The organism is Myxococcales bacterium (assembly GCA_016720545.1).
Taxonomy (GTDB): Bacteria; Myxococcota_A; Polyangia; order Polyangiales; family Polyangiaceae; genus JAAFHV01.
This window is the reverse complement of sequence record JADKKK010000002.1, coordinates 638,888-664,392: the sequence shown is the minus strand read 5'-3', so window position 1 is coordinate 664,392 and position 25,505 is coordinate 638,888. Positions and strand designations below refer to the sequence as shown.

At 71.7% G+C, this 25,505-nt stretch carries 23 protein-coding genes and 2 pseudogenes; 7 read left to right on the top strand and 18 right to left on the bottom strand.

Annotated features, from left to right (window positions below; translation table 11 throughout):
• The 4 genes from IPQ09_06640 to IPQ09_06625 all read right to left on the bottom strand — a co-directional run bounded on the left by IPQ09_06640 (position 1) and on the right by IPQ09_06625 (position 3,186).
• The gene (locus IPQ09_06640; protein ID MBL0193892.1) at positions 1–624 is read right to left on the bottom strand and encodes a hypothetical protein; all 624 of its coding nucleotides are present in this window, start codon (positions 622–624) and stop codon (positions 1–3) included.
• 168 nt (positions 625–792) lie between these two features.
• Positions 793–2,118 (bottom strand): sigma 54-interacting transcriptional regulator, encoded by a 1,326-nt coding sequence (locus IPQ09_06635; GenBank protein MBL0193891.1) that lies wholly within the window; start codon positions 2,116–2,118, stop codon positions 793–795.
• A gap of 176 nt (positions 2,119–2,294) precedes the next feature.
• Positions 2,295–2,753 carry a hypothetical protein gene (locus tag IPQ09_06630; GenBank protein MBL0193890.1) on the bottom strand — a complete coding sequence of 153 codons (459 nt, stop codon included), beginning with the start codon at positions 2,751–2,753 and terminating at the stop codon, positions 2,295–2,297.
• The gene (locus IPQ09_06625) at positions 2,743–3,186 is read right to left on the bottom strand and encodes a cytochrome c (GenBank protein ID MBL0193889.1); all 444 of its coding nucleotides are present in this window, start codon (positions 3,184–3,186) and stop codon (positions 2,743–2,745) included. The genes IPQ09_06630 and IPQ09_06625 overlap by 11 nt, the downstream gene beginning before the upstream one ends.
• 179 nt (positions 3,187–3,365) lie before the next feature.
• Here IPQ09_06625 and panB point away from each other — a divergent pair, with 179 nt between their 5' ends.
• Positions 3,366–4,298, top strand: coding sequence for a 3-methyl-2-oxobutanoate hydroxymethyltransferase (gene panB, locus IPQ09_06620; GenBank protein MBL0193888.1), 933 nt, complete (start codon positions 3,366–3,368; stop codon positions 4,296–4,298).
• Positions 4,299–4,311: 13 nt separating this feature from the next.
• Here panB and IPQ09_06615 read toward each other — a convergent pair whose 3' ends face one another.
• From IPQ09_06615 to IPQ09_06595, 5 genes and pseudogenes are all read right to left on the bottom strand, one after another.
• The gene (locus tag IPQ09_06615) at positions 4,312–5,232 is read right to left on the bottom strand and encodes a hypothetical protein (protein MBL0193887.1); all 921 of its coding nucleotides are present in this window, start codon (positions 5,230–5,232) and stop codon (positions 4,312–4,314) included.
• Between the two features lie 106 nt (positions 5,233–5,338).
• Positions 5,339–6,692 (bottom strand): annotated as a pseudogene (gene preA / locus IPQ09_06610) (NAD-dependent dihydropyrimidine dehydrogenase subunit PreA).
• Between the two features lie 26 nt (positions 6,693–6,718).
• Positions 6,719–7,974, bottom strand: a pseudogene (locus IPQ09_06605) (FAD-dependent oxidoreductase).
• A 102-nt stretch (positions 7,975–8,076) separates the two neighbouring features.
• Entirely contained in the window at positions 8,077–9,381 is a 1,305-nt protein-coding gene (locus IPQ09_06600) for an aspartate aminotransferase family protein (GenBank protein MBL0193886.1), read from the bottom strand.
• Between the two features lie 132 nt (positions 9,382–9,513).
• Complete coding sequence (locus IPQ09_06595) at positions 9,514–11,445, bottom strand: PrsW family intramembrane metalloprotease (protein MBL0193885.1); 1,932 nt, start codon at positions 11,443–11,445, stop codon at positions 9,514–9,516.
• A 66-nt stretch (positions 11,446–11,511) separates the two neighbouring features.
• Here IPQ09_06595 and IPQ09_06590 point away from each other — a divergent pair, with 66 nt between their 5' ends.
• Positions 11,512–12,948, top strand: a complete 1,437-nt coding sequence (locus tag IPQ09_06590) for a protein kinase (protein ID MBL0193884.1) — start codon at positions 11,512–11,514, stop codon at positions 12,946–12,948.
• Positions 12,949–12,983: 35 nt separating this feature from the next.
• Entirely contained in the window at positions 12,984–13,364 is a 381-nt protein-coding gene (locus tag IPQ09_06585) for a hypothetical protein (protein ID MBL0193883.1), read from the top strand.
• Positions 13,365–13,397: 33 nt separating this feature from the next.
• Here IPQ09_06585 and IPQ09_06580 read toward each other — a convergent pair whose 3' ends face one another.
• The 5 genes from IPQ09_06580 to thiS form a co-directional block, all read right to left on the bottom strand.
• On the bottom strand, positions 13,398–14,105 hold the full coding sequence (locus IPQ09_06580) for a hypothetical protein (GenBank protein ID MBL0193882.1): 708 nt from the start codon (positions 14,103–14,105) through the stop codon (positions 13,398–13,400).
• Positions 14,102–15,613 (bottom strand): mechanosensitive ion channel, encoded by a 1,512-nt coding sequence (locus IPQ09_06575; protein ID MBL0193881.1) that lies wholly within the window; start codon positions 15,611–15,613, stop codon positions 14,102–14,104. The genes IPQ09_06580 and IPQ09_06575 overlap by 4 nt, the downstream gene beginning before the upstream one ends.
• A 4-nt stretch (positions 15,614–15,617) precedes the next feature.
• Positions 15,618–18,434 carry a 2-oxoglutarate dehydrogenase E1 component gene (locus IPQ09_06570; protein ID MBL0193880.1) on the bottom strand — a complete coding sequence of 939 codons (2,817 nt, stop codon included), beginning with the start codon at positions 18,432–18,434 and terminating at the stop codon, positions 15,618–15,620.
• A 148-nt stretch (positions 18,435–18,582) separates the two neighbouring features.
• A complete protein-coding gene (locus IPQ09_06565; GenBank protein ID MBL0193879.1) occupies positions 18,583–19,800 on the bottom strand; it encodes a hypothetical protein in 1,218 nt (405 codons plus the stop codon).
• A gap of 86 nt (positions 19,801–19,886) precedes the next feature.
• On the bottom strand, positions 19,887–20,084 hold the full coding sequence (gene thiS, locus IPQ09_06560; protein MBL0193878.1) for a sulfur carrier protein ThiS: 198 nt from the start codon (positions 20,082–20,084) through the stop codon (positions 19,887–19,889).
• Between the two features lie 85 nt (positions 20,085–20,169).
• Between thiS and IPQ09_06555 the strand changes: the two genes are divergently transcribed.
• Together IPQ09_06555 and IPQ09_06550 are read left to right on the top strand one after the other, a co-directional pair.
• Complete coding sequence (locus IPQ09_06555) at positions 20,170–20,529, top strand: polymer-forming cytoskeletal protein (GenBank protein MBL0193877.1); 360 nt, start codon at positions 20,170–20,172, stop codon at positions 20,527–20,529.
• Positions 20,526–21,059, top strand: coding sequence for a hypothetical protein (locus IPQ09_06550; GenBank protein ID MBL0193876.1), 534 nt, complete (start codon positions 20,526–20,528; stop codon positions 21,057–21,059). The genes IPQ09_06555 and IPQ09_06550 overlap by 4 nt, the downstream gene beginning before the upstream one ends.
• A gap of 9 nt (positions 21,060–21,068) precedes the next feature.
• On the opposite strand, the gene IPQ09_06545 is transcribed toward IPQ09_06550, so the two are convergent.
• The 4 genes from IPQ09_06545 to IPQ09_06530 form a co-directional block, all read right to left on the bottom strand.
• Positions 21,069–21,704, bottom strand: coding sequence for a hypothetical protein (locus IPQ09_06545; protein MBL0193875.1), 636 nt, complete (start codon positions 21,702–21,704; stop codon positions 21,069–21,071).
• A gap of 62 nt (positions 21,705–21,766) precedes the next feature.
• On the bottom strand, positions 21,767–22,192 hold the full coding sequence (locus IPQ09_06540; GenBank protein MBL0193874.1) for a hypothetical protein: 426 nt from the start codon (positions 22,190–22,192) through the stop codon (positions 21,767–21,769).
• Positions 22,193–22,266: 74 nt separating this feature from the next.
• Positions 22,267–22,719, bottom strand: a complete 453-nt coding sequence (locus tag IPQ09_06535) for a hypothetical protein (protein MBL0193873.1) — start codon at positions 22,717–22,719, stop codon at positions 22,267–22,269.
• 3 nt (positions 22,720–22,722) lie between these two features.
• Positions 22,723–23,304 carry a hypothetical protein gene (locus tag IPQ09_06530; GenBank protein MBL0193872.1) on the bottom strand — a complete coding sequence of 194 codons (582 nt, stop codon included), beginning with the start codon at positions 23,302–23,304 and terminating at the stop codon, positions 22,723–22,725.
• Positions 23,305–23,460: 156 nt separating this feature from the next.
• On the opposite strand from IPQ09_06530, the gene IPQ09_06525 reads away from it, so the two are divergent.
• The gene (locus IPQ09_06525) at positions 23,461–24,666 is read left to right on the top strand and encodes a glycosyltransferase (GenBank protein ID MBL0193871.1); all 1,206 of its coding nucleotides are present in this window, start codon (positions 23,461–23,463) and stop codon (positions 24,664–24,666) included.
• 36 nt (positions 24,667–24,702) lie between these two features.
• On the top strand, positions 24,703–25,503 hold the full coding sequence (locus IPQ09_06520) for a class I SAM-dependent methyltransferase (GenBank protein ID MBL0193870.1): 801 nt from the start codon (positions 24,703–24,705) through the stop codon (positions 25,501–25,503).
• The last annotated feature ends 2 nt before the right edge of the window (positions 25,504–25,505 follow it).

Genomic DNA, 25,505 nt, shown 5'->3' with positions numbered 1-25,505 from the left:
CTACGGCGCGTCGGGCGGGCGCGGCGCCGTAGACTCGATGGCTCGCGCGCAGGTTTCGCACGCCGTACAGCCGAGCTCGCAGCCACGATCACAGCCTCGGCCCACCGTCCGGGCGCGCTCGCGCTTGCGGTCCACGCGTTCGTTGACCTTCGCCGCCCACGCGGGGTCGACCCGGCGCGCGATGTCGTATTCGACGTCGAGATCGCGCTCCCTGGTCACTTGGGAGCCGCCGTCGCCTAGCGGCCAGGTGAGTCGCTTGCTTGCCTCGAGCTTGTAGCGGTTGGCGCCGACCGGGCTCAGCTGGAGGAGCAGCTCGTGATCGGGCATGCCCGTCCGGTTCGTAGCGAACGTCGAGGTCCGCGCCGCGGGGCCGTTCACTTTGGGCGCTTCGTAGCCGCTCTGCGCGAGCACCTCGCGCATCGCGGCCTCGGTCTCGGCGAGAGGGGCCGAGTAGACGTAGTCTCGCGCGGCGTCGCGCGTGACGTCGCGCTCGACGCCTTGGGTGAAGCAGTGCTCACACGTGCAGCCGCTGCATCCCTGGAAGAGGCCGGGCGCGGCGAGGACGCTCACCGCCACCGCGAGCAGTCGGGCCATCAGCGGCGAAGCCTTGCGCGAGGGAGCCATCCGCCGAAGCATAGCGTGCGCCGTCGCTCATCCACGCCCCCGAAAAACGGCGGATGAACCTGCAAGTGAGCTCCCAGGCCCGCCGCCGGCGCCCTGCCGCGGCGCGAACGTCGAGCCAAGGGTGCGACACTGTTCCTGTTTGCCTTTGCGCGACGCGAGAGAGGCGCGTCACTCGTCCACTTCGCCGCCCCGCAGGCCGTGTTTCCTCGCGAGATCGTGGAGGTGCTTGCGATCCATCTTCGCCTCGCGGGCGGCCGCGCTCACGTTCCCTTGGTGCCGGCCGAGGAGCCACCGCACGTACGCGCGCTCGAACTCCGCGTCGTGCTTCGCGCGAGTGTCGCGGTAGCTGCGCTCGGCGTCGAACTGGAGGGTGGCGGGGGCGCGCTCGCCCGAGGGGAGGGTCACGAAGCTTATCTCGTCGGACCCCGCGGCCTGCGCCATGTAGGCGGCGCGGTCGAGCACGTTGCGGAGCTCTCGGATGTTCCCCGGCCAGTCGTGGGCCTCGAGCGACGCGAGCGTCTCGGGGGAGACGCGTTGGCGGCCGCCGGCGGCCCGCAACATGTGGTGCACGAGCGCGGGGATGTCCTCGCGGCGCTCCCGCAGGGGGGGCACCGTCACGGGGACGACCGCGAGTCGAAAGTACAGATCTTCTCGGAACTTACCTGCCTGAACCTCACGTCGCAGATCACGCTTGGTGGCGGCGAGGATCCGCACGTTCGTGGGGAGCGTGCGGTTGCCACCCACGCGCCGGAACTCACGAGTCTCGAGCACGCGGAGGAGCTTCGGCTGCACGTCGAGCGGCAGCTCGCCGATCTCGTCGAGGAACACCGTGCCGCCGTCGGCCAGCTCGAAGGCGCCCTGTCGGGCGGCCACGGCGCCGGTGAAGGCCCCGCGCTCGTGACCAAAGAGCTCGCTCTCCAGGAGCGAGTAGGTCACGGCGCCGCAGTCGACCACGATGAAGGGCTTGTTGGCGCGGGGGCTCGCTTGCCACACGGCCCGCGCGAGGAGATCTTTGCCGGTGCCGGTCTCGCCCTCGAGCAGCACGGTGGCCTCGGTGGGCGCGATCCGCTCGAGGACGCCGAAAATCGTGCGCATGGCCAGGCTCTGGCCGAGGGCCTTCCCAAACTCGTGGCGCTCGCTGGGCAGGACCTCCACGCGGTGGGTGGACGGTCGGAACGCGACCTCGACCTCGCCGATCTTGAGCACCCCGCCGGGCGGCAGGGTGGCCTCGCGGACGCGTGTGCCGTCGATCCTGGTGCCGTTCGTCGACCCGAGATCGCGCACGTGGAGGCCGTCGGGGGAGCGAACCAGCTCGCAGTGGTGGCGCGACACCGTGTCGTCCGAGAGCACGAGATCGTTGTCCGGCGCCTTGCCGATCGTGAGCCGGCCGCCCACGGGGCGCAGGGTGCCCTTGTGGGCGCCCGAGAGCACGAACGCGCAGAGCCCCGCCGGCACGCCCCCTGCGCGCCCCGCGGCGCGGGTCTCGATCGGCACGGGGGCGCCCAAGGGCGCGCGCGGCGAACGCGAGGGCGGCGGAGCGGCCGCAGACGAAGGAGGCGGCGAGGCTGCCGAGGGCGGCGAGGCTGCCGAGGGCGGCGAGGGCGGCGAAGGGGGATCGGAGCTCATGGGCGCGGGGCAACCCCGACCACCCACCCGCGCCAACGCCGGCGCTAGCGCTCGTCGCGCAGATCGAGGGTCGCGGTTGCCCCTCCCAGAGTTACCCGCTTTCGCGCGGCAGAGCGACCTTCCTGCGTGTCGACCTCGACCTCGACGTCGTAGTCACCGTCCGGCAGGCGGACCTCCTGGAGTACGGTGTCCGGTGCGCCCTCGGGGAACGTGAGGGCGGCCTCCCGGAGCGGGTCGCCGTGGCTCGACCAGGCGATACGGACGGAGCGAGCGCCGCGCGCCTTCGGGCCGAGCAGCACGCGGAGCCGCTGATCGCGCGGCACCTTCGGCCCCGCGTAGGCCGCGAGCAGCGCCACGCCCGCCGCGGCGAAGAGGAGAGGGCGGCGCCCGATGCGGCCGACCGGCGGGCTCGCGGGCGCGTCAGGGGCGGGCGCGTCAGGGGCGAGCTCGCCGGCCCGCTCCTCGGTGGGGGCTGCGGGCGCCGCCCCGTCGTCAGGGGACACGGCTCTTCCGGATGCGCTTGACGAGACCACCGATCACCGCGTCGCTCAGGTCGAACTTGGGCATCTGCCCGCGGCCGTTGCGGATCGTCGCGGCCACATCCTCGTCCTTCACCCGCGCCTGCCAATCCGCCCGCGTGAGGTCAGGCGCCTTGACCATCGGCCCGGAAGGGCCGTCGCCGCGGCCCTCGGGCCCGTGGCACTGCGCGCACTGCGCGCCCCAGGTCAGGTCCGCCAGGTGCGACGCCTCGTCCTGCGCGGCGCGCGGCGCCGCGGCCTTCTGCCCGGGCTTGGGCGTGGCGCCCGACGGATCGTGGTCCGCGGGGGTCCACTCTGGGAGCCCGCTGGAGGAGGGGGCGCGGTCGCAGGCGGCGGCGGCGACCGCGACGAGCGCGGCGAACACGACGCGCGGGATCGTCGACGACGACGTGGCGATGCGAGGGGGGCGCACGCGCGTGAAGCTAGTGCCTCGCTTGTGGGACTTCAACCGGCGTCGACGGGGAGCGCCTGCCGCGCGACCCTCGATTCGATCGTTTGGCCTGTTCGACCGCGCCCGACGGCGCTAGGCTCAGCTAAGGCGTGGACTCGCTTCGAGCCGCGACCCGGAGGTGTTCCATGTACGCAAATTCCGCTGGCTCCTCGAGCCGCGTCGTGAAGGTGACCGTCCCCGCGCTCCGCGCGCGCAAGGGCGACGGCCCAAAAATCTCGATGGTGACCGCCTACGACTTCACGATGGCGACGCTCGTCGATGAGGCCGGGGTCGACATGGTGCTGGTCGGCGACTCCCTGGGCATGGTCGTCCAAGGGCTCTCGAACACGCTCCCCGTGAGCCTCGACGAGATGGCCTACCACTGCCGCGCGGTCTCGCGTGGGCTGCGCCGCGCGCACCTCGTGGGCGACTTGCCCTTCATGAGCTACCAAGTGTCGCCGTCGCAGGCCGTCGAGAGCGCGGGCAAGCTCATGAAAGACGGTATGTGCGAGAGCGTGAAGCTCGAGGGGGGCGAAGAGGTGGCCGAGCACGTGCGCCGCATCGTGCGCGCGGGCATCCCGGTCGTGGGCCACATCGGCCTTACGCCTCAGAGCGTCCACGCGCTCGGCGGCTTCAAGGTGCAGGGCCGAGCCGAGGGTGCCGCCGACAAGCTGCTCCGCGACGCCCGCGCGCTCGAGGAGGCGGGCGTGTTCGCGCTCGTGCTCGAGGCCATCCCGCCCGATCTTGCCGAGCTCGTGACGGCCGCCGTCAGCGTGCCGACGATCGGCATCGGCGCGGGGCGAGGGTGCGACGGGCAGGTGCTCGTCTGCACCGATTTGCTCGGCCTGGTGCGCGGTCATCGTCCGAAGTTTGCAAAACAATTCGCGCAGTTGGGTGATGCCGCGGTCAGCGCTTTCGAGACCTATGTCGCCGACGTGCAGTCGGGCGCGTTCCCAGGGCCGGAGCAGACCTACAAGCCGCTCGGGCTGGCGGAGTCGCGGCCGTACCTGGCGAACCTGGCGAGCGAGGACGAGGCGCCCGCCCTCGACGCCCCGCTGGCGCTCGACCTCTGGCACTGAGCTCGCCTCGAGGCTACGGCATCATCGTCGCGAAGAAGTCGGCCACGGCCTTGGGCGCGTACCCGGCGACCGCGTGGCCGACACCTTTCGACTCGCAGTAGATGACCGGCGCATCGGCCGGACACCCCACAGCCCGCTTGCACTCGGCCTGAGGCTCTTGAACGAGCTCGGCGCCGCACCCGTTCTTCTTGATCCAGAAATCGCGGGAGGACCGCGCGCCGGCCACCGGGAGGGCGTTGTCGTCGACGTCGTGGGTCATCCACACGGCGAGCGGACCGTCGCATTTCGTGGAGAAGGGCCCCGGACCCGACACGGCGCCGATGGCTCGAAGGGCGCTCCGCCGCTTGCAGCCGAGCTGCTGAGCGAAGTTGCCGCCCGAGCTGAAACCGGTGGCGAAGGCGAGGTTGGGCTCCACACAGTAGGTGGCGGAGAGCTCCGCGAGGATGGCGTCGACGAAGCCGAGGTCCTCGTCGCCGTCGAGATCCCAGCGCGTCACCGAGCCCCCCGTGCCGTCGGCCCGGGTTCGAGGCAGCGCCTGGGGATAGACGAAGATCGCCGGCGGCGCGGCCTTCTCGACGCCGAACCACTCGCGCTGCGCCTCCGGACGGGTGTCGCTCGCCCCGTGGAAGACCAGCACGACCGGGTACCCGCGGGCAGGCTGATAGGTGGCGGGCAGGCTCACGTAGAGCTCTCGCGCCTTGCCCGACACCGAGAGGGTCTGCTTCGCGAGGAGGCCCGTTCGAGGGGGGACGATCCCGCAGCCGGGGCTGGGAGGCGGCGCCGGCGCCTCGGTGTCGGGCCCGGCGTCGGGCGCGGAAGCGGCCACGGCCGGAGCTTCGACGGGCGTCGGCGCCGTGGAGGGGCTCGAGCAGGCGACGAGCGCGAAGGCAAGCGCGAAGGGCGCCACGAGGTGCGCGGGGTGCGGGCGGCGCATCCCCGTGAAATGCCACACACGCGAAGCGACCGCCAGAGCTCGCGCGCGCGGGCTCATGGCGGTCGGTGGGCGTGGGCCAGCTTTTGGCCGCGAACGGGGTCGCGGCTCAGTCGTGGATGCCGCCGGGCTGCTTCGTGCGGCCCTGGGCGACGCGGTCGTTCCAGGTCTCTTCCTTGCCGTTGTTCGGGACCTCGACCATCTCGATGCAGTCGGGCACCGGACACACGAGCTGGCAGAGGTTGCATCCTACACATTCAGGCTCGTCGATCCACGGGACGCGGTCACCGGCGAGGGCGCCCTTCACGTAGCTCTGGGGCCGAATGGCTTGCCGTGGGCGTGGGCGTGCGGGGGACGCGCGCGCTCGGCGTCGGCGCCGGGAAAGATGCACTGGTGAGCCCCGTCGTGGCAGGCCGTCATGCAGAGCTGGCAGCCGATGCACTTGTCCGGCGCGATGCGCGCGATGACCTTGTAGTTGAGGTCGAGGTCGCCCCACTCGCGGTAGCCCGGCACGGCGCGCCCGCGCAGCTCGTTCACGCTCTTCATGCCGTGCTCGTCGAGGTAGTTCGAGGCCCTCGATCATGTCCTCGACGATGCGGTAGCCGTAGTGCATCACCGCGGTGCAGACCTGCACGCTGGTGGCGCCGAGCGCGATGAACTCGGCCGCGTCGCGCCAGTTCGAGATGCCGCCGATGCCCGAGATCGGCACGCCGATGCCCTGCTCGCGCGCGAGCGCCGCCACCATGTGCAGGGCGATGGGCTTGACCGCCGGGCCGCAGTAGCCGCCGTTGGTCGAGCCCTTGCCGACGCGGGGGTTGGGGACCATGCGGTCGAGGTCGACGCCGATGATGCTCTTGATGGTGTTGATGAGCGAGATGCCGTCGGCGCCGCCGCGCCACGGCCGCGAGCCCCGGGCTCGAGGATGTCGCCGGTGTTCGGCGTGAGCTTCACCAGCACGGGGGTGCGGGCGAACTCTTTCGTCCAGCTGGTGATTTCCTGCAGGAGCTTGGGCTCCTGGCCGACCGACGAGCCCATGCCGCGCTCGCACATGCCGTGCGGGCAGCCGAAGTTGAGCTCGAGGCCGTCGGCGCCCGCGTCCTCGGCGCTTTCTGATGAGGACGCGCCAGTCTTCTTTGGTCTCGGTCATGAGCGACGCGATGACGGCGTGCTTCGGGTAGCGCTTCTTGACCTCGCTGATCTCCTTGAGGTTCACCTCGAGCGGGCGGTCGGTGATGAGCTCGATGTTGTTGAGCCCCATCATCTTGTACGTGCCGTAGTCGACCGCGGCGAAGCGGCTCGACACGTTCACGATCGGGTCCCCGAGGGTCTTCCACACGGCGCCGCCCCAGCCGGCGTCGAAGGCGCGCATGACCTGCTCGCCCGTGTTTGCGGGCGGCGCAGAGGCGAGCCAGAAGGGGTTCGGGAGACTTGATGCCTGCGAAATCGATGCTGAGATCGGCCATGGCTCAGGCCTCCTTGAGCGTGCGAGCAGGGCGCGCGCGGCGTCGCGGCCGTCGGCGACGGCGTTGACGACTTCCTTGCCGCCGTTGATGCAGTCGCCGCCGGCGAAGACCTTCGCGTTGCCGGTCTGCCTGGTCGCGGGTCGACCATGACGCAGCCCTTCGCGTCGAGCTCGACGCCCGGGAACTGCGAGGCCAGCGTGCGCAGCTTGGACTGCCGATGGCGAGCGCGACCAGGTCGCAGGGAGCGTCGTTCGCTGCCGGGACCGGCTTGCCGCCCTCGGCGGCGCGAGCACGCACGCCACGAGCTTGCCGCTCGGGTCGCGCACGAAGCTGTGGGGCGCGGCGTGCTCGACGAAGCGCACGCCCTCGATCCGCGCGCAGTCGAGCTCGTGCGCGTAGCCGCTCATCTCCTTCTGGCCGCGGCGGTAGACCATCGCCACGTCCTGCGCCCCGAGCTGCGCGCACTCGCGCGCGACGTCGATGGCCGTGTTGCCGCCGCCCACCACGAGGACGCGCCCGAGGGACGCGGCGTCAGCGACGGTGAGCTGCAGTTTCATCTGCTCTATCCACGCGGTAGCGCCCACGACGCCCGGGCCGTCCTCGCCCGGCAGGCCGAGGCGGGTGTCCTCGCCGAGCCCTACGCCGAGGAACACCGCGTCGTAGTCGCGAAGCAGCGCCTCGGCCGAGAGCTCGCCGCCGACCTCCTTGCCGGTCTGGATGTCGACGCCGAACGAGGCCACCCACTCGACCTCGTGGAGGGCGTCCTCCGCGTGGAGCTTGTAGGGCGCGATGCCCGTGGTGTTGAGGCCGCCGGCGACCGCGCGCTTCTCGAACACGGTGGCCGAGACGCCCTCGAGGGCGAGCGTGCCCGCGAAGGCGAGGGACGCGGGGCCGGCGCCCACGCACGCCACCTTGCGCCTGCCGCGGCGGTCGCCGTCTGGGTCGCGAAGCGCTGGAGCCTCCCAATCGCGATGGGCTCGCGGCCCCAGCCGTTGTACACGCAGTCGCCGACGCACAGCACCTCCACCGGACAGACCCGCGCGCACGAGTGGCCGAGCAGGTTCTGGTCGAAGATGGTGCTCGCGGCGCCGCGGACGTTGCCCGACGCGATCTTCTTGATGAAGGTGGGGATGTCGATCTCGGTGGGGCACGCCTTGATGCAGGGCGCGTCCACGCAGTAGAGGCAGCGGTCGGCCTCCGCCTTCGCCTCCGCCGCGGAGTAGACGGGCTTCTTGTCGGGGAGCGCGGTCTCCAGGCGGTCGCTTTTCAGAAGGGAAGTCATGTCCTCTTGCTCGGTCCTTTCGAGTTCGGGGCGTGGCGGGGGCAGGCGCGGGGGCGGGCGGGGCAGACGCGGGGGCTTCCGCGGGGGAAGTCAGGCGTGGCGTCAGGCGATGGCGGCGAGCGACTCGTCGAGGACGCGGAGGGCCTCTTCGATGTCGGCGCGGCCCACGTTCAGGGCGGGCGCGATGCGCGTGATGTTGCCATAGAGGCCGCCTCGCCCGATGAGCAGGCGTCGCTTCTTCGTCTCTTCAAAGAGGCGGCTCACGAAGGCCGCGTTCGGCGTGCGGTCGCGGGCCGGCTCGTCGACGACGAACTCGAGGGCCTGCATGAGACCTTTGCCTCGCACATCGCCGATTTGCTTGGGGTATTTTGCCTTCAACGCCTCCAAGCCCTCGCGGAGCACCTTCCCCATACGGGCGGCGTTGCCCACCAGGTCCTCCTCTTGGATGGTGTCGATGACCGCGCTCGAGGCGGCGCACGACAGCGGGTTGCCGCCGTACGTGGAGATGTTCCCCACCTTCCACGAGTCGGCCACCGGGACCGTCGCCAGCGTCGCCCCGAGGGGGAGGCCGTTCGCGATGCCCTTGGCCATCGTCATGATGTCGGGCTCGACGCCCTCGTGGTGCTGGATGCCCCACATGTGGTCGCCGGTTCGGCCGAAGCCGGTCTGCACCTCGTCGCAGATGAACACGCCGCCGTACTTGTGCACGATGTCCACGGCGACCTTGAAATAGCCCTGCGGCGCGTCGACGAAGCCGCCCACGCCCTGGATGGGCTCCGCGAGGAACCCGGCGATGCTGCCCGTCGTGGTGGTCTGAATCAGCTCCTCGATGTCCTGCGCGCACCTCACCTCGCAGGACGGGTACGTGAGCCCGAACGGGCACCGGTAGCAGTAGGGCGCGTGCGCGTGCTTGATGGCCGCGATTTGGCTCGGCAGCTGCCGGTACTTGCTGTTGGCCGTGAGCGACTGCGCGAGCAGCGAGCGCCCCGAGTAGCCGTGGCGGAGCGCGATGAGCTCCTGGTTGCCGGTGGCCATCTGGGCGAGGGCGACGGCGGTCTCGTCGGCCTCGGTGCCGCTCGCCGTGAAGAACGCCTTCGCGAGCTTTCCGGGCGCGAGCTTCACGAGCTTCTCCGCGAGCTCGACGATGCCGACCGTTGGGTAGAGCGTCGAGACGTGCCCGAGTCGGTCGATCTGAGCGTGGAGCGCGGCGTTCACCTTCGGGTGCGCCTGACCGAGGCTAACGGTGAGGATCCCGCCGAAGAAATCGAGGTATTCGATGCCGTCGAGGTCTTTGACCCGCAGCCCCTTGCCCTCGTCGAGGACGACGGACTCGTCGTAGTAGTTGGCGACGCTCGGGAAGAGGTAGTCCTTGTGCTTCTGTCGAATCTCGGCCGAGGTCTTCTTCACGTCGTCATCCTCTTGGCGGTCGCGGGAGAAGCGAAGACTTTCACGGGCGGGTCTCGCCCGGAAACATTTCGACGCTCGCGCCCAGCTCGCGTGGTCCCTCCCGGGGCCGCCGCCGAGCGCTCGCCGAGCGTTTCACTCTCCGCTGTCTCGGGTCAAGCCCGTTGTCCGCGCGCGGATGGCCGCCTCGAGGGCGGCCAGGGTGCGCGGCGAGCCGGGGCCTAGCTCGACGTCGCCCGCCGGCGAAGCCACGTCGACGTAGGCCCCATGCACGGCCACGGCGTGGATCGCCGAGTACGCCCGCGCGGCGCCCGCGAACGTCAGGCCGTGGTCGTCCACGACGGCGTCGAGGGGCAGCGTCGCGGTGATGCCCCACAGCGTGGCCGCCACGGCGACGACGAGGAGGCCCACCGGGGCGAGGAACGCCGAGCGCTGCGAAGCGCCGGCTGCCTCCCAAGAGGCCGCGGCCTTCATGAGCGCGAGCGCGAGCGCGGGGAGCAGCGCGGCGAGGCTCGTGAACGCCCAGGGCCGCCCGAGCCGGAAGCGGGCGCGAGGGCCCCGCGCCGCCGACGCGCTCGCGGTCGACACCGGGCCGTGCCGGAGCGCGGCCCGCAGCACGACGACGAACGAGACGGCGAGGGCGAGGACCACGCCGACGGCGACTACCCCTCCGCCGTCGGTCACGAGCGCCGCGTCGTACGCGCCGTGGCCGAGGGCCGAGAGGGCGAGCGCGGGAGCGACGCGTTGGCGTGGGCGCACGAGGCGCGCGCCGAGCGCGTAGCCCCAGAGCCCGGAGAGGAAGAGGTGGACGGGCACGGCGGTGACCGCGCGCCCCGCGACCAAGGCGGGCGAAACGCGCCCGAACGCGAAATAGACCACGTTCTCCGCCGCGGCGAAGCCGAGCGCCGCGACGGCACCGTAGACCACGCCGTCGACCGGCTCGTCGAACTCGCGGCGGCGCGACGCGTAGAGCGTCGCGAGGAGCTTCGCGCCTTCCTCGGCGAGCCCGACCGTGATCGTGAAGCCGAGGGTGGCCAGCGGCAGGGCCTCGAGCCGCCCGCCGAACGTGAGGTTGCGCGGGTCGAGCCACGGGGTCAGCCGACGGGATGTGACCTCGAGGCCGAGCGCGAGCAGGGTGGACGCCCCGCCGAGCGCGAACGTGATCGAGACGAGCGACAAGGGCTCGGGGTGGGCCCGATCGAAGCGCCGGACGAACGCCACGTAGAGGAGCGAGAGGAGCGGCGGCAGCGTGAGCGCGAGGGTCGCGAGCGTGACGTCGGGCGGGGGCGTGGAGACCGTGGGCGGGCCGAACGGGGGCAGGGGAGGCAGGGTGAGGAGCACGCGCTCGCGGCGCGCCCGCTCGTACGCCGCGACGTCGGTGCCGAAGGAGAGCGTGAGCGTCGGTGACGACGGTCCTGTGTAGAGTGCATGTATGCCGTCGGACAGGACAATTTCCCGCCCGTTCGCGAGGAGCGCGGCCGCGCGCGACCCGGGCGCGGCGGTGACCGTCAGCGTCGGGCCGTCGCCGCGCCGGACCGTGAGCTCGGCGGCGGCGAGCCTCGCCTCGCCGGCGCGGTCGGCCGCGACGGGCCGACCCCACCCTCGGCGGGTCGGGGCGAGCGCGATGACCTCGCCGGGCCGGGCCGGAGGCGTGGGTGCGCCGATGGCGAGCTCGTCCTCGGGCGGGCACCCGGGGTCGGCGCATCGCGCGGGCCTCGCGCGCACCACGAGGCCTGGCGGGTTCACGAGCAGCTCGGTCAGCGCGGGGATCTCACGACGCGGCGCGCGGAGCTCGAGCGCCCGGCCCAGGGGGTCCGCGGGGGCGACGCGGACGTCCGCCGAGAGCGCGGTGGCGCGGAGCCAGCGGCTTACCACCCACGGGGTATCTGGGGGCGCGTCCTCTGGGAGCGCGAACCGCGCGACCCGGTCGTCGAGGCCGGGCAAGCCGCCGCCCCAGACCACCGCGACGACGAGCGCCGCGACGGCGAGGAGGGCCGCCACGACCGCGGCCCCTGTGAGGGGAGCCCTCGGGCGGGTCGGCGGCCAGGTGGTGGACTTTGTCGACACGGTCCCCGTTCTTGGCGAGACTACGTGACCTCGGCCTCCATGAGTAGCGCGACCGAAGCTCAGCGGGTGGGTTCGCTCGTCGGTCAGGTGATCGACGGTCGCTACCGCGTGGACGCCGTGATCGCGCTCGGGGGTATGGGCGCGGTGCTCCGCGGCACGCACCTCGTGCTCGGTCAGTCGGTCGCGATCAAGATCATGCTCGACGCGACGATGCGAGATCCGCTCATGCGTGAGCGCGTCTTCCGCGAAGCTCGCATTCTCGCGCAGGTGCGGTCGCCCGCGATCGCCGCGATCTTCGACGCGGGGCTTCTGCCCGACGGGACGCTCTACATCGTGATGGAGCTGCTCGAGGGAGACGAGCTCGAGGCGCTCATCACCAAGCGCACGCTGAACCTCACGCAGACGGCGCGCCTGCTCGCGCAGGTCTGCGAGGGCCTCGCTGACGCACACGCCCAGGGGATCGTGCACCGCGACCTCAAGCCCGCGAACATCTTCGTCGTCAAGAAGCTGAGCGGCGAGCTCACGGCGAAGATCATCGATTTTGGAATCTCGAAGCGCGTGGGCGAGGTGAACGAGACGACGACCGTGACCACCATCATCGGCTCGCCGTATTACATGGCCCCCGAACAGGCGAGCTCGTCGCGGGACGTCGACCACCGCGCCGACATCTGGTCGCTCGGCGTGATCCTCTACCGAGTGGTCGTGGGGAGGCTCCCGTTCGAGGGGACAATCTCCGCGGTCTTGGCCGGGATCCGGACGCAAGACCCGAGGTTCCCCGACGGCACCGATCCGGCGTTCCGTCGCGTCATTCAGGGCTGCCTCGAGAAGGAACTGTCCCGCCGCTACCAGAGCGCGCTGGAGGTCCAGGCCGCGCTCCTTCCGCTCGCGGAGCCCCCGCGCCGCGACAGCTCGATTTCGCAGGGCGCCGTCGCCCCCGCGGCGCTCTCGGCGAGCCAGGCGGCGCGCGCGTTCGTCGAGTCGAGCGGCACCGAGAAGACCACGTTGCATCTCAGCGGCACGGGCGCTTCGCTCGCCCACGGACGGCCGGTGCCCTACACGGACGAGGGCGAGATGGTCACGACGCGTATGGCGTCGCCGCTGTCCGGGGGAGGGCCGAGCCCACCCAACGTCATCTTGCCGCTCGCGGGTCGCCGCCAGGAGCCCCTCGCGCGGACGGCGCCGATCGGGATGGTGGCCCCGGCGGCTCCTCGAGCGCCCGCCGCGGTCGCCGCGCCTCGCGCGTCGGTCCCACCGATGCCGGCGTCTCCGCCGATGGCGCCCGTCGCGCCGATGGCGCCCATCGCGCCGATGATCGCGACCCCGCCCGCGCCGATGGCGCCGCAGTCCCCCGCCGCGGCCGGTCCCCGAGCCCGAAAGGGCGCGGCCTTGGTGTGGGTCCTCGTCTCGGTGCTGGCTGTCATCAGCCTCGCGGCCATCGCCAATCGCGTCCGGCATGCCCCGGAGCCGCCCTCCGCTCCCGATGAGGCCCCGAGCGGCAAGTAGCGACGACGCGCAGCTGGGCGATGTATAACGCCGCCATGCCGAGCCCCACGGTCCTCTACGTCGTCGCCACGATCGTCATCGCGCTCCTGCTCGTGTGGGTCGGTCTCGTGTCCAAGAGCCGGGCCGTCGCTTGGGAGGCGACGCCCGAGGAGCGCGAGCGCTTCGCGAAGCTGCGCCCGTTCGCAGAGGGGGACTTCGCCGGCGTCGCGGAGACCGAGGAGCCGCCCGCCGCACCCGGGAAGGCCAAGCGCAAGAAGGCGAAGGCGAAGGCCGACGAGGGGGCCAAGGTGGGTGAGCAGACCTCGGAGCCGAGCGAAGCGGCCAAGGCCGATGAGCAGGCCGAGGCCGAGGCCGACGCAGAGAAAGCGGCCGCGTCGGAAGAGGGGGCCGAAGAGGGCGAGAAGGGCGTCGCCTGACAGTCCACGGGCTCGCCCGGGTCAGGCTTTGGGTCAGTCTTGCGGCTCCGCGACCTTCGCCGCTCGCAGGACGCCCCGGACGAGGTAGTCCTCGTAGGTCGCGTCGAGCGAGGACCAGACCACCAGGGGTGACCGCAGCTCGCCCCACTCGTCCTCGGGGAGGACGAGCTCGCGCCCACCGAACACGGGCAGCTCGAGCAGCTGCGCGCGTGGCGGAACGGCGCTCTCCTCCTCGAACCGGGCAGAGGCGAGCTCGAGCTCGGTGTAGCTCTCGAGGACGCCCCGGTGGCGCTCCGACTCCAGCCGCGCGAGCGGGAGCAGCTGCCACCCGGCGTCGATCAGCACCGGGTAGACGTCTTCCTCCGCGCCCTCGTCGAACAGCGGGCCTCCGCTGGGCTCCGCCCCGACGGAGCGCAAGAGCTCGGTGAGCCGCGCGCGCGCCTCGGCCTCGCCCGGGTCCCCCCAGAACGCTCCGAGCGCGGCGCCTAGCTCCTTGTCGGTCGCCGCCCGGAAGAGCGCGGGGTCCTTCGAGTCGCGGTCGATGGTCGGGTCGGAGAGCACCCGAGCGGCCCATGTTTGGGCCTCGACGAGGGCGTGGTGGGCGCCCGCGGCCGCGAAGACGAACGCGTGGACCTCGTGGAGGCGCCCCTCCACGTAGCGGTTCCCGCCGAGCGCGCGGACGACGCGCACGGCGGCCGCGGGTGACATCGCAGGCAGCTCGACGGCGGAGAGGCGGGTCACGAGCGCAGCCCGAAGAAGCGCTGGATCGCCTCGAAGATTTGCTCCTCTTCCTCACCGGGCCGGGCAGGGCGCGCGTCGGCGGCGCTGCGGAGCTCGCGGCGTCGCTCAGCGAGTCGCGCCGAGAGCTCCTTCACGATCTCGGGCCGCTTGAGGAGCACCTTCTCGAACCCCTCTTTGGTGAGCCGGAAGCACTCCACCTCGCTCGTCGCGATCACGTCGGCGACGCGAGGGGCGCCGGTCATGAGGCCCATTTCACCAAAGTAGTTGGGCGCGTGCAGCGTCGCGAGCTGGGCGGTGCTGCCGTCCTCGTGGGTCGCGACGACGTTGGCGGAGCCGGATCCGAGCACATACAGCCAGTGGGCGCGCGCGCCCTGGCGGGTGATCATCTCGCCCGAGGCGAACGGCACGTACTCGAGCTCGGTCTGGAGGATCGCCAGCTCCTCTTCGGTGAGCGAGCTGAATAGGGCGACCTGCCGCAGCGCGTCGAGCCGGCGCTGCTCGTGGCGCGCCTCGCGCCTCGTGTCGACCTCGTCCGACTCGAGCCGCACGAACTGGGTGCCGGCCGGCCTCGCGAGAGGGATCTTGGCGCGGCGCAGCGCGGCGTGGAGGCGCGCGCGCACGACCGTGCTCGTGGGGTCGTCGGGCCCGAGATCCTCGATGAAATACCGGGCGCCGTAGTAGGCGAAGCTATGGCGGTTGTCCCTCGCGAAGTCGAGGCACACCACCGTGGGCGGGGGCGTGGAGGCGACGTTCGGGATGGGCGAGGCCGTCAGGGCCTCCTGGACGACCTGCACCACCCGCGCGGGGGAGTAGCGGAAGTCCACGTTGAAATAGACCCACATGCGGTGCGGCACGGGCTTGCCGCCGCGCCGTCCCAGGATCGTGATCGCCGTCGAGAGCAGCGTCGCGTTCGGGATGATGACTGTGTCGCAGTCGCGCGTCTCGACCACGGTGTGGCGCCACCGCATGTCGCGCACGATGCCTTGCTTGCCGTTGTCGAGCTGGATCCAGTCGCCGACCTTGACCGAGCCCTCGAGCTGCAGCGTGACGCCGCCGAGGACGTTGCCGAGCGTCGTCTGGAGGGAGAGGGCGAGGACGGCCGAGAGCACGGCGCCAGTCGTGATGACGGAGCTGAGCGCCAGGCCGGACTCCGCGAGCACGATGCCCGTGGCCACGATGTAGGCGGCGCCGAGGAGCAGATCACTCACGAGGCGCGACGGACGCACGCCGAGGCGAGGCAGGACGAGGTCGAACAGCGTCGCGCCGCCGACGTTGACCCACGCGAAGCTCGAGAGGAGCGCCGCCGCGCCGAGCATGCGGTGCTCCCAGGCGGGCGCGCCGGCTTGCGAGAGCGCGAAGGCGAGCCCCCGCGCGAGCAGCAGCAGCGCAAAGAGGCTCACGAGGCGTCGGAGCACCCACCTGTGCTCCTTCGCGAATCGGTTGATCAGCGCCGCGAGCGCGACGATGCAGACCAAGAGCGCGAGGGTGTCTCGGTAGTTGGCGAGCACGACCCTAGCCGAGAGCTTCTTCCATGAGGCGCTTCTGCTCGAGCTTGTGGCTCGCCGTGCTGCCTGTAGCGGGGCTGGCGGACGCCGCGCGCGTGACCGACGAGAGTGGCAGGCGGTTGCCCACGGCGCCCGTCAGGTTCGCGCACAAGAAGTACCAGGCGCCGGCGTTCCGGGGCTCTTCCTGGACCCACACGAGCGGCGTGCCGTCGGCGTAGGGCGCGAGGGCCTCGGGCAGCGAGGCGTCGAGCGGGTAGAGCTGCTCGAGCCGCAGGATGGCCACGTCGGTGCGGCCCGCCGCGTCGCGAGCGTCGACGAGATCGTAGTAGACCTTCCCGCTGCAGAGGAGCACGCGCTTGACCGCGCTCGGCTGGATCGTGGGGTTCGCCTCGACCAGCACTTTCCTGAACTCGCCGTCGGCGAGGTCGTCGACGGTCGAGACCGCCTTCGGGTGCCGAAGGAGGCTCTTGGGGGTGAAAATTACCAATGGTTTGCGCCACTTGCGCTTCACCTGACGCCGCAGCGCGTGGAAGAGCTGAGCGGGCGTGGTGAGGTTCATCACCTGAATGTTGTCCTGGGCTGCGAGCGTGAGGAAGCGCTCGACGCGCGCGCTGGAGTGCTCCGGGCCTTGCCCCTCGTAGCCGTGCGGCAAGAGCAGGACGAGCCCGGAGAGGCGCTTCCACTTGTCTTCGCCCGAGATGATGAACTGGTCGATGATGACCTGCGCGCCGTTCGCGAAGTCGCCGAACTGGGCTTCCCAGAGGACGAGCGCGTCGGGGAAATCGAGGGAGTAGCCGTACTCGAAGCCGAGGACGCCTGCCTCCGACAGCGGGCTGTCCCAGACCTCGAACGGCGCGGCGCCAGGCAGCGAAGCGAGGGGCGTATGGCGGGCTCCGTTCGCCGCGTCGAACAGCACCGCGTGGCGATGGGTGAACGTGCCGCGGCGGGCGTCTTGCCCGGAGAGGCGCACGCGGAAGCCCTCTTGGACCAGGGTGCCGAACGCGAGGTGCTCGGCGGTGCCCCAGTCGAACGCCTGCCCCGCGGCGACCTTGTCCCGGCGGCCCTCGATGAGCTTCAGCACCTTCGGGTTGGGGTTGAAGCCCGCGGGTACCTCCGCGAGCGTCGCGGCGAGGGCGCCGAGGTGCTCGCGGGACACCTGCGTCGGGACCTCGGGGGTGTCGGCGTTTGCGCCGCCGGCGTAGCCCTCCCACACGCCGCCCATGGCGGGCGGGGGCTGGTTGTAGTCGCCCTGCTTCTCCTCTTCGAGCGCGAACTCCAGCGCGGCCTTGCGCTCGACCTGGAGCGCGCCCGCGCGGCCCTCGTCGATGTGCCCGGAGCGGAGCAGCCGCCGCACGTACACCTCACGGATCGTCGGCTTCTTGTCGATCGTCGCGTACATCGTGGGCTGCGTGAAGCGAGGCTCGTCCGCCTCGTTGTGCCCGTAGCGACGGTAGCAGTACATGTCGATCACGACGTCTTCGCCGAAGCGCTGGCGGTACTCGATCGCGAGGCGAGCGACGTGGATCACGGCCTCGGGGTCCTCGCCGTTCACGTGGAACACCGGCACGCGCATCATGCGCGCGATGTCGGTGCAGTACCGCGTGGAGCGAGAGTCGCTTGGCAGGGTGGTGAAGCCGATCTGGTTGTTGACGACGAGGTGCACGGTGCCGTGCGTCGCGTAGCCCTCGAGCCCAGCGAGGTTGAGGGTCTCGGGGACGATGCCCTGACCGATGAACGCCGCGTCGCCGTGGATGAGCAGCGGCATGACGCCGTTGCGCTTGCGGCGGTCTTGTTTCGCGCGAACGCGGCCCTCGACGACGGGGTTCACGAACTCGAGGTGGCTCGGGTTGAACGCCAGCGTGAGGTGGATGGTGTGCCCGGACGCGGTCACCCGGTCGATGGAGTGACCGAGGTGGTATTTCACGTCGCCGCCGCCCACGAAGCGCTCCGGGCGGTTGTCGCGGAACGCGGCGAAGAGCTCGCGCGGCGGCTTCCCCATCACGTTGACGAGCACGTTGAGCCGTCCGCGGTGCGCCATCCCGAGCACGATCTCGTCGACGTCGTGCTTGCCAGCCTCCTCCACCAAGAGGTCGAGCATCGCGATCATGCTCTCGGCGCCCTCGAGCGAGAAGCGCTTCGCGCCGACGAAGTTCTGGTGGACGAAGTGCTCGAGGTTCTCCGCGTCGGTCAGCTTGGTCAGGATCCGCAGCACCTCGCCGTGATCGAGCACCGGGCGGTTCTTGCAGCTCTCCATCTTCTCTTCGAGCCAGAGCCGCTGCGTCGCGTTCTCGATGTGCGTGAACTCGACGCCGATGGAGCTGGAGTACGTCTCGCGCATGTGCGCGACGATCGTGCGGAGCGTGGCGTGCGGGGGCAGGCCGGAGATGCCCACGGTGGGGAACATCTCGTCGAGCTGGGAGGCGTGGAGGTCGAACCGACTGAGGTTGAACTCGTCGCCCGGCTCCGGCGGTGGGCCGAGCGGATCGAGGTGCGCGTGCATGTGGCCACGGACGCGGTAGGCGTTCACGAGCTCGTAGACGCGGCCCTGGAGCGCGGCGGCGTCGAGCAGCCGCTGCGGAGGCACGACCGGTCCGGTGGCGGTGATGGTCGGGCGCGGCGCCGGCGTGGCCGGGCGCGCGACGCTCGCCTGGTCCATGCGCGCCGCGTGTCCGCCGGTGTCACCGTGGGTCTCGTGGGTCCCGCCGGCGCGGCGCTGCTCGGCGAAGAACGAGCGCCACTGCTCGTCCACCGACTGCGGGCTCTGCTGGTAGCGCGCGTGGAGCTCCTCGACGAAGCCTGCGTTGATTCCGAACTCCTCGAACATGTCGGTTCATTCCTGGCTGGGGCGGAGGGCCTGGGTGGGGCCCGAGCGCGCCTGAGTGCGCGAGACGGCGTGCGCGCGATGTTAGCCGAACGCGCGTGATTCGACACCGGAAACATGCCGGAAATACACAGCTTCGCGGAGCGGGGTGTCAGCCCTTGGGTCGCACGGGGTCGAGCCAGGCGCCGAGGTCGGCGGACGGGTCGAGCGCCACGAGCATCGCCTCGATCGTGATGGCGCGGACGAGCGTGCCCTGCGGCGCCACGTGGACCCCGTTCGCGTCCTTCCACAGCACCACACGGACGGCCTGTGAGGTCACGAGGGCGGGGCTACCCGGGCGCGAGGGCGTGGGGGTGGCCACCGAGGCGCCCGCGGCGGAATGCGGGTCCTGGGAAGGGTTCGTGCCGCTGTCCTCGTCGTCCTCGACGCTCGGCGTCGCGGGTGGCGCCAGGGCGAGCGCCTCGAGTCGGGCGCGCGTGGGGAGCGCGTCCCAGTCGGTCGCGGACGACGCCGGGGGGCGCATGGCGCCGAGCGAAGCGATTCCCGGCGCCTCCGGGGCCACCTCGCCCGCAGGCGTCGCCGCCAGCTCGCGCCCCGAGCTCATGGGTTGGGGGGCCTCGACGCGCGTGGGTGGCCAGATGTCCTCGACGCGCCGCTCGCACGTGTCGTCGTCGTCGTCGGGGCTGGAGAAGGTGTTCTCGCGCGCGTCCGCGGGGTCGTCGTCGGTCCTTGGCAGCGGCGGCGGCCCGCGACGAGGCTCGTCGACCGCGGCCTGGGCGACCGCTTCGTCGACCGCGACCTCGAGCCGTCCGCGCGCGGGGGGCTGCGTCCGAAAGCGACCGGACTCGAGGGCCGAGGAGGGGACGGGCATGGCCCCCCGCTTCGCGCTTGGCGGGCCCGACGGGCGGACGGAGCGCGGCGGTGCGCTGTCCGAGCGCGATTCGCCCGGCCTCGCTGCACCCCCGCGGGGCGTCCCCCGGACGAGCAGAGCGGCCGCGGGGCGCGGAGCGACCGACGGGCGCAGGGGCGCGGAGGAGGCCTTCGGCGGCGGGGACGTGGGCCTCGTCGGCGCGACCGTCGCCGGCTTCGCGGCGGGGATCGGGACCGAAGGTCGCGGGGCGGGAGGTGGCGAGGAGGCGCCCACGCCAAGCCGGCCGGTCAGATCGGCGGCGATCTTCGCGAGTTGGAGCGCGCGATCGTCGTGCTCCGCCTCGGACGCGGCCTCGGCGCCGCGGCGAAGCCACTTCAAGGCCTCCACGAGATCCCCGCGGCTCCACATCGCCCCGGCGGTGGAGAGCGCCCAGGACACGTCCTCGGGGTCCTCCGGGAGGGGGGGAGGTATCGGCGCGTCGCTTGGGGTGTCTGCCACGGAGCCTCGGAGCCAAGCATCGGGGAAGGGCACGCCGCTTGGCAAGCACGTCGTGCCGAAATCGCCAAGAAGGGGACCGATCGGGGCTAGCCCCCGCCCACGAAATGGACGAGCTCGAAGCTGTCGCCCTCGCCGACGGGCCGCGCCGCGTGCTCGGCGCGCGGGACGATCTCGCGGTTCTGCTCGACGGCGACCGGTCCGGCTAGCCCGAGGTGCTCCACGAGGGCCCGCACCGTGAGCCCCTCCGGGACCTCGAGGGGCGCGCCGTTCACGCTGATGCGCATGGCGTGTAGCGTAGCCGCTCGGGGGCGCGCTGTCTCGTCGCGAACGCCGTCGCGGGCCGGAGCGAACTACGCTAAGGACCCCTCGATGACGCCCGCGTCGAACGAGATCACAGCGCTGCTCGGTCAAGGGACCGCCTTCGAGGGGAAGCTCCGCTTCGACGGCGTGGTCCGCATCGACGGCCTCTTCAAAGGCGAGATCCGCAGTGAAGACACGCTCATCATCGGGGAGGGCGCGGAGGTGTTCGCCGAGATCGACGTCGCCGTGGTGATCGTGCGTGGCGGGGTGGTCCACGGCAACATCCGCGCGCGGAGCTCGGTCGAGGTCCATGCGCCCGCGCGGGTCGTCGGCAACATCCACTCGCCGTCGCTGTTCATCGACCGCGGCGTGGCTTTCGAAGGTGCCTGCCGAATGGACGCGGTGCCGGACGACGAGCCACCGGCGTGAGGCGCGCGCGGACGTGGGCCGCGGGCGCGCTCGCGCTCGGCCTCGTCGTGGTGGCGGCGCGCGCCCCTCTCGCTTGCGCGCCGGCCCGGTCGCCGGAGGCCTCGCAGTCCGCCCCGCGCGGCGCCGACGCGGCGCCATCCTCCGAGGGGGTCGAGCTCGCGGGGGATCTCACGGCGGTCGAGGCGCCGCTCGCCGCGCGCGGGTTCGTGCGCGTGGCGGAGACGCGCGCGCGCCCGCTCCGCGTCGTGGACGGGGGGCCCGCCAAAGAGGTGTTCGAGGCGCCAGCCGATCCCGCCCGCGATCGATGCCTGCGCGCGGCGTTCGTCGCGAGCGAGCGAGTGCAGACCGAGATCTTGGTGCGAGAGGTCGCGCGGGCCCGCCGCGACGGGCGATCCGGTCTTGTCGGTGACGGGCCCGTGTGCGTCCGGCGGGGCGAGGTGCTCCGCCTCGTGGTCCACGGGCCCATCGGCGCGCGGGTCACGGTCACGTGGCATGAGCCCGCGCGCGCGGCGGACGCCGACCCGAAGTAGCCCGCGCGGCTAGATCCCGCCGTTTCGAGCGATGCGACCCAGCATTTGGCGAACGCGGTTCCCGTTCGTCGGATACGCCGCCGGGTCCACCGGGCGGGCCACCAGGACGAGCGCGCGGACCATCGTGCGGGCCTCAGCGACGGTCTCGTCGTCGTGGTCCACGACCGCGCGCGCGAGCACGAGGCGCCACGTCGCGAGCGCCGCGGGGTAGCGGCCCTCCTCGGTGTACCAGGTCGCGATGCGGCGGCGCTCGCGCGGGACGGCGCGGGCCAAGAGCTCAATCTCCTGCACCGCCTCGGGCGTGCGGCCGAGTGCATGGAGCGCCTCCGCGTGCGCCGATCGCGCAGGGAGCAGCCCGGGCAGGCGGGCCACGCACACCGCGTACACCCGCTCCGCCTCGCGGTGATCGCCCTGGCGCGTGCGCAGCGCTCCGAGCGCGAGCCAGGCCTCCGCGAGGCTCCCGTCCAGCGAGAGCGCCTCGTTGTACCGACGCGCGGCGAGCTCGTCGTCGTGGGCCTGCTCCAGGCGCTTGGCGCTCGCGAGCAGCTCCTCGGCGGAGCCCGCGCGCGCCACACCCTCACCCAGAAAGAAGCACGCCAACCCCAGCCCTGCGGCTGCCGCCGTTCGCCACATGTAGGGCATCATCGCACGAGGCGAGCGCCAACGCTACCCTCGCCGGCAGGTGACCGCGCGTCTCCGGGGGGCCGTCAGTAGCTCGTGTGGAAGAGCTCGCGGAAGCGCAGGTTCGGCTCCTTCGCGGGGTCCACGTCGGCGAGGCCCAGGCGGAACGAAATGGTCTCGCCGTCGCCCCAGGGCCACCACAAGCCGAAGACGAGCAGGCCCGCGGTCGGGCCGAGCGCAAGCGCCAGCTGGCCGGGGCGCAGCCCGCCGGAGATCTCGACGACCTGCTGGAGGGCCGCAGGCGCACGTTCGAGGCTCACATGCGTGTACTGCGCAGGCATCGCGGCGTTTACGGCGGCCCGAGCCCGGAGCTCTTGCTCGACGGTGAACGACGACGTGACGCACCCTACACGCGAGTCCCATGTCCAGCCGCGAGTGGGCCAGTCACGCTTCAGCGCGGAGAGGGCGTCGAAGGAAGCTTGCCAGTGGTCGTTCCAGCCGCGTACGGACATCGACGGCACTCTAGACCGCGCCCGCCCGAGTCTCGATCGAAAAACGCGCGGTCGCGTCGGCGAGCGAGCCGGCGCTACGCGAGGAGCAGCTGCTGCATGGAGGCGCCAGCGCGCCAGTACCCTACCGGGCTGCGTCCGTCGAACAGCGACGCTTGGCCCGGCGTGTGCGTGGGAAACGAAGGACGCCCAGCGATGGCGGCGCCGAGCGAGGAGAGGAACGGCTCGTCTGCGACCACGATGAGCACGTCGTGACCGACGAGGCCGCGCAGGACGACCTCGGCGGGCGACGGCGCGACGAGCCCGGGGAGGACCGCGACCGCCCCGAGATAGTCGAGCGCGCTCGCGGCGAGCTCCGCGGTCTGGACGCACGCGGGCGACGGCGCCGAGACGATGGCGGTGGGCTCGACGAGGGGGCCCTCGAGGCCCACTCGGCGCAGCACCTCACGCACGGCCGCCCGGCCTGCGAGGGAGAGGTGAGGGGAGCCCGAGTCGCAGGCGCCCGGTCGCAGCAGCAGCGCGTGGTGCACGGGCTAGTACTTCAGCGGCTTGCTCTTCGCGACGGAGCCGTCGGCGCTGATCGCGAAGGCGCAGAGGGTCATCCCGTCGCGGAGCACGCCCAGGTTGGGCACGAAGAGCTTGAGGTCGTGGACGCCTGCGGGGAGCGCGACGCTGCCGTTCGCCGCGTTCAGCAGCGCGCCGTTCTTCTCGACGGCGATCACCCCGCTCATGCGACCGAGCTCCAGAGGTCCGCCGAGCTCTTGAGGAGCTGCCTCGTCGCTCGCGGCGGTGCTCGCGCGGAACGCGCCCCCGGCGTCGCATCGCTCGCTCGCCGACGTGACGTAGATGGCCCTCGCGGGGCCCACGACACGCAGGGTGAACACGAGATCGAGCGAGCCGTCGGGCTTCAGCCCGCGCATGCCGATGCGGTCCACACGGAGCGACTCGGGGGAGACGGTGAAGCTCTGCACCTGCGCCGGCGGGGTCGGCGCCGGCGCAGCCGAGGCCTCTCCGGGCCCGGTGGTGGCGCACCCCGCGAGGCAGGCGCTCGCGACGGTGACGGCGACGGCGGCGCCGAAGTGAGCAAGCGGGGCGTGGGCGCGGGCGTTGGGCAAGATCACTCCTTCCGGGATGGATACCGGAGATGCGCGCGCCGGCGCAAGGGCTCACGCGTCGGCGCCTACCCCTTGGCGACAAACGTCACGGCGGCGCGGGAGGCGTTTGATGGCATTTCCGTCGCGCTCGCCGCCTCGATCGGCGATAGTCCGCGCATGATGCGTGGTGAGAACATCGTCTGTTTTGCCAAAGACTGGACCGAAGATCCGACCAGCAACAACCACGTGATGAAGCTGCTCGGGCGGGACAACAAGGTCCTCTGGCTGAACTCCATCGCCACGCGGACCCCAAGCCTCACGAGCGGCCGCGACATGGGGAAGATCGTGTCGAAGCTCCGCAGCTTCGCGAAGGGGCCTACCCACATCGCGGGCGGGCTCGACGTGTATACGCCGATCGTGCTGCCGTTCCCCCATAGCGCCGTGGCGCAGCGCGTGAACGAGCACGTCGTGCGCGAGAGCCTGCGCTTTCTGCGTGGCCAGCGCGGCATGCGCGAGTTCCAACTCTGGACCTTCCTGCCGACGGCCGAGAAATACGTCGGCAAGCTCGGCGAGTCCCTCTCCGTCTACTACTGCACCGACGAGTGGTCGCACTTCAGCTACGTCGACAAGGACAAGATCGTGGCCATGGAGCGGTCGCTCTGCCAGCGCGCGGACCTCGTCTTCTGCACGGCGCGCACCCTCCTCGAGCGCAAGGGGGCGTACAACCCGAACACCTTCCTCGCCTCGCACGGCGTCGATCAGGCTCACTTCGCGAAGGCGCTCGACGAGAAGACCGAGATCGCCGAGGAGCTCCGCCGCCTGCCGCGGCCCATCCTCGGCTTCATCGGGCTCGTCCAGGATTGGGTCGACATCGAGTTCTTCGCGTACCTCGCCGAGAAGCGAAAAGACTGGTCGATCGTGGTGGTTGGGAAGTCGCTCGTGGACCTGTCGAGGCTGCAGAAATACCCCAACATCCACCTGCTCGGCCGCAAGGCCTACGAGGAGCTCCCCTCGTACTGCAAAGGGTTCGACGTCTCCCTCATCCCGTTCGTGTCGAACGAGCTCACGCGCAACGTGAACCCGATCAAGCTCCGCGAGTACCTGTCGGCGGGCCTCGCGGTCGTGTCGACCGACATCCCCGAGGTCACGCTGTATGCCGACGATCCGCGCGCGAAACAGGGGGCGATGAGCGGCGCCGTCCTCGTGGGGCGCACCCACGAGGAGCTCTTCGCGCACTGCGAGCGGGTGCTCCGGGAGGACTCCCCGGAGCGCCGCCGCGCGCGCTCGGAGGAGATGAAGAAGGAGACCTGGGAGGTCAAGGTGGGTGAGCTGGGCGACCACGTGCTCCGCGTTCGCGAGCGGAAGCTCGCCGCTCGAGGCTGAGCTCGGCGCGAGGCCCTCGCGGTCATGCCCACCGGGATGTCCCTCCTTCATGCGTGCGTCGTCGCCCTCGCCCTCGCCGCGGTGCTGTTCCTCGTCGCGCGTCGCCGCGCCGGGCGCTTCCCCCAGAGCGCGCTCCGGCTCGCGATCGATCGCACAGCGCAGCGCTACGCGCGCGCCGCCGACGGCCGCGGACAGTACTACTTCGCGCGGGGAAAGCTCTCCGGCGATCCCGTGACGAGCGTGGTCGCCGCGCTGGGGCGCCTCGGGACCGTCCTCGATCTGGGCTGCGGCCGCGGGCAGCTCGGGGTCCTGCTCCTCGAGCTTGGGGTGGCCGACCGCGTGCGCGGGGTCGACTGGGATCCGGTGAAGGTCGCGCTGGCCACGCGGGCCGCGGAGGGGTTGACCGCCGAGTTCGCGACCGGCGACGTGAGGAGCGCCACGGCGGATCCCGCGGACACGCTGCTTCTGATTGATATACTTCACTATTTTTCGATCGCCGAGCAGGACGCGCTGCTGCGCGAGGTGGCCGCGCGCGTGGCGCCGGGGGGCAGGCTCCTTCTCCGCGAGGCCGACCTCGGTCGAGGGCTCCGGTCGCTCATCACGCGCGGGTTCGAGGGCGTGGGCACCGCCCTGCGCGTAAACCGGGGGGAGCGGGTGATCTTCCGCGACGTTGAGCGCGAGATCGTGCCGATCCTCACGTCGGCCGGCCTCGAGTGTCGGGTGGAGCCGTGCTGGGCGGGGACGCCGTTCTCGAACGTGCTGCTCGTGGCCGTCCGCGGGCTCGCGGAGGTCGCGCCGGAGGAGCGCTCCCCTTGCGCCCGGCTCCGCTCCGGGTAAGT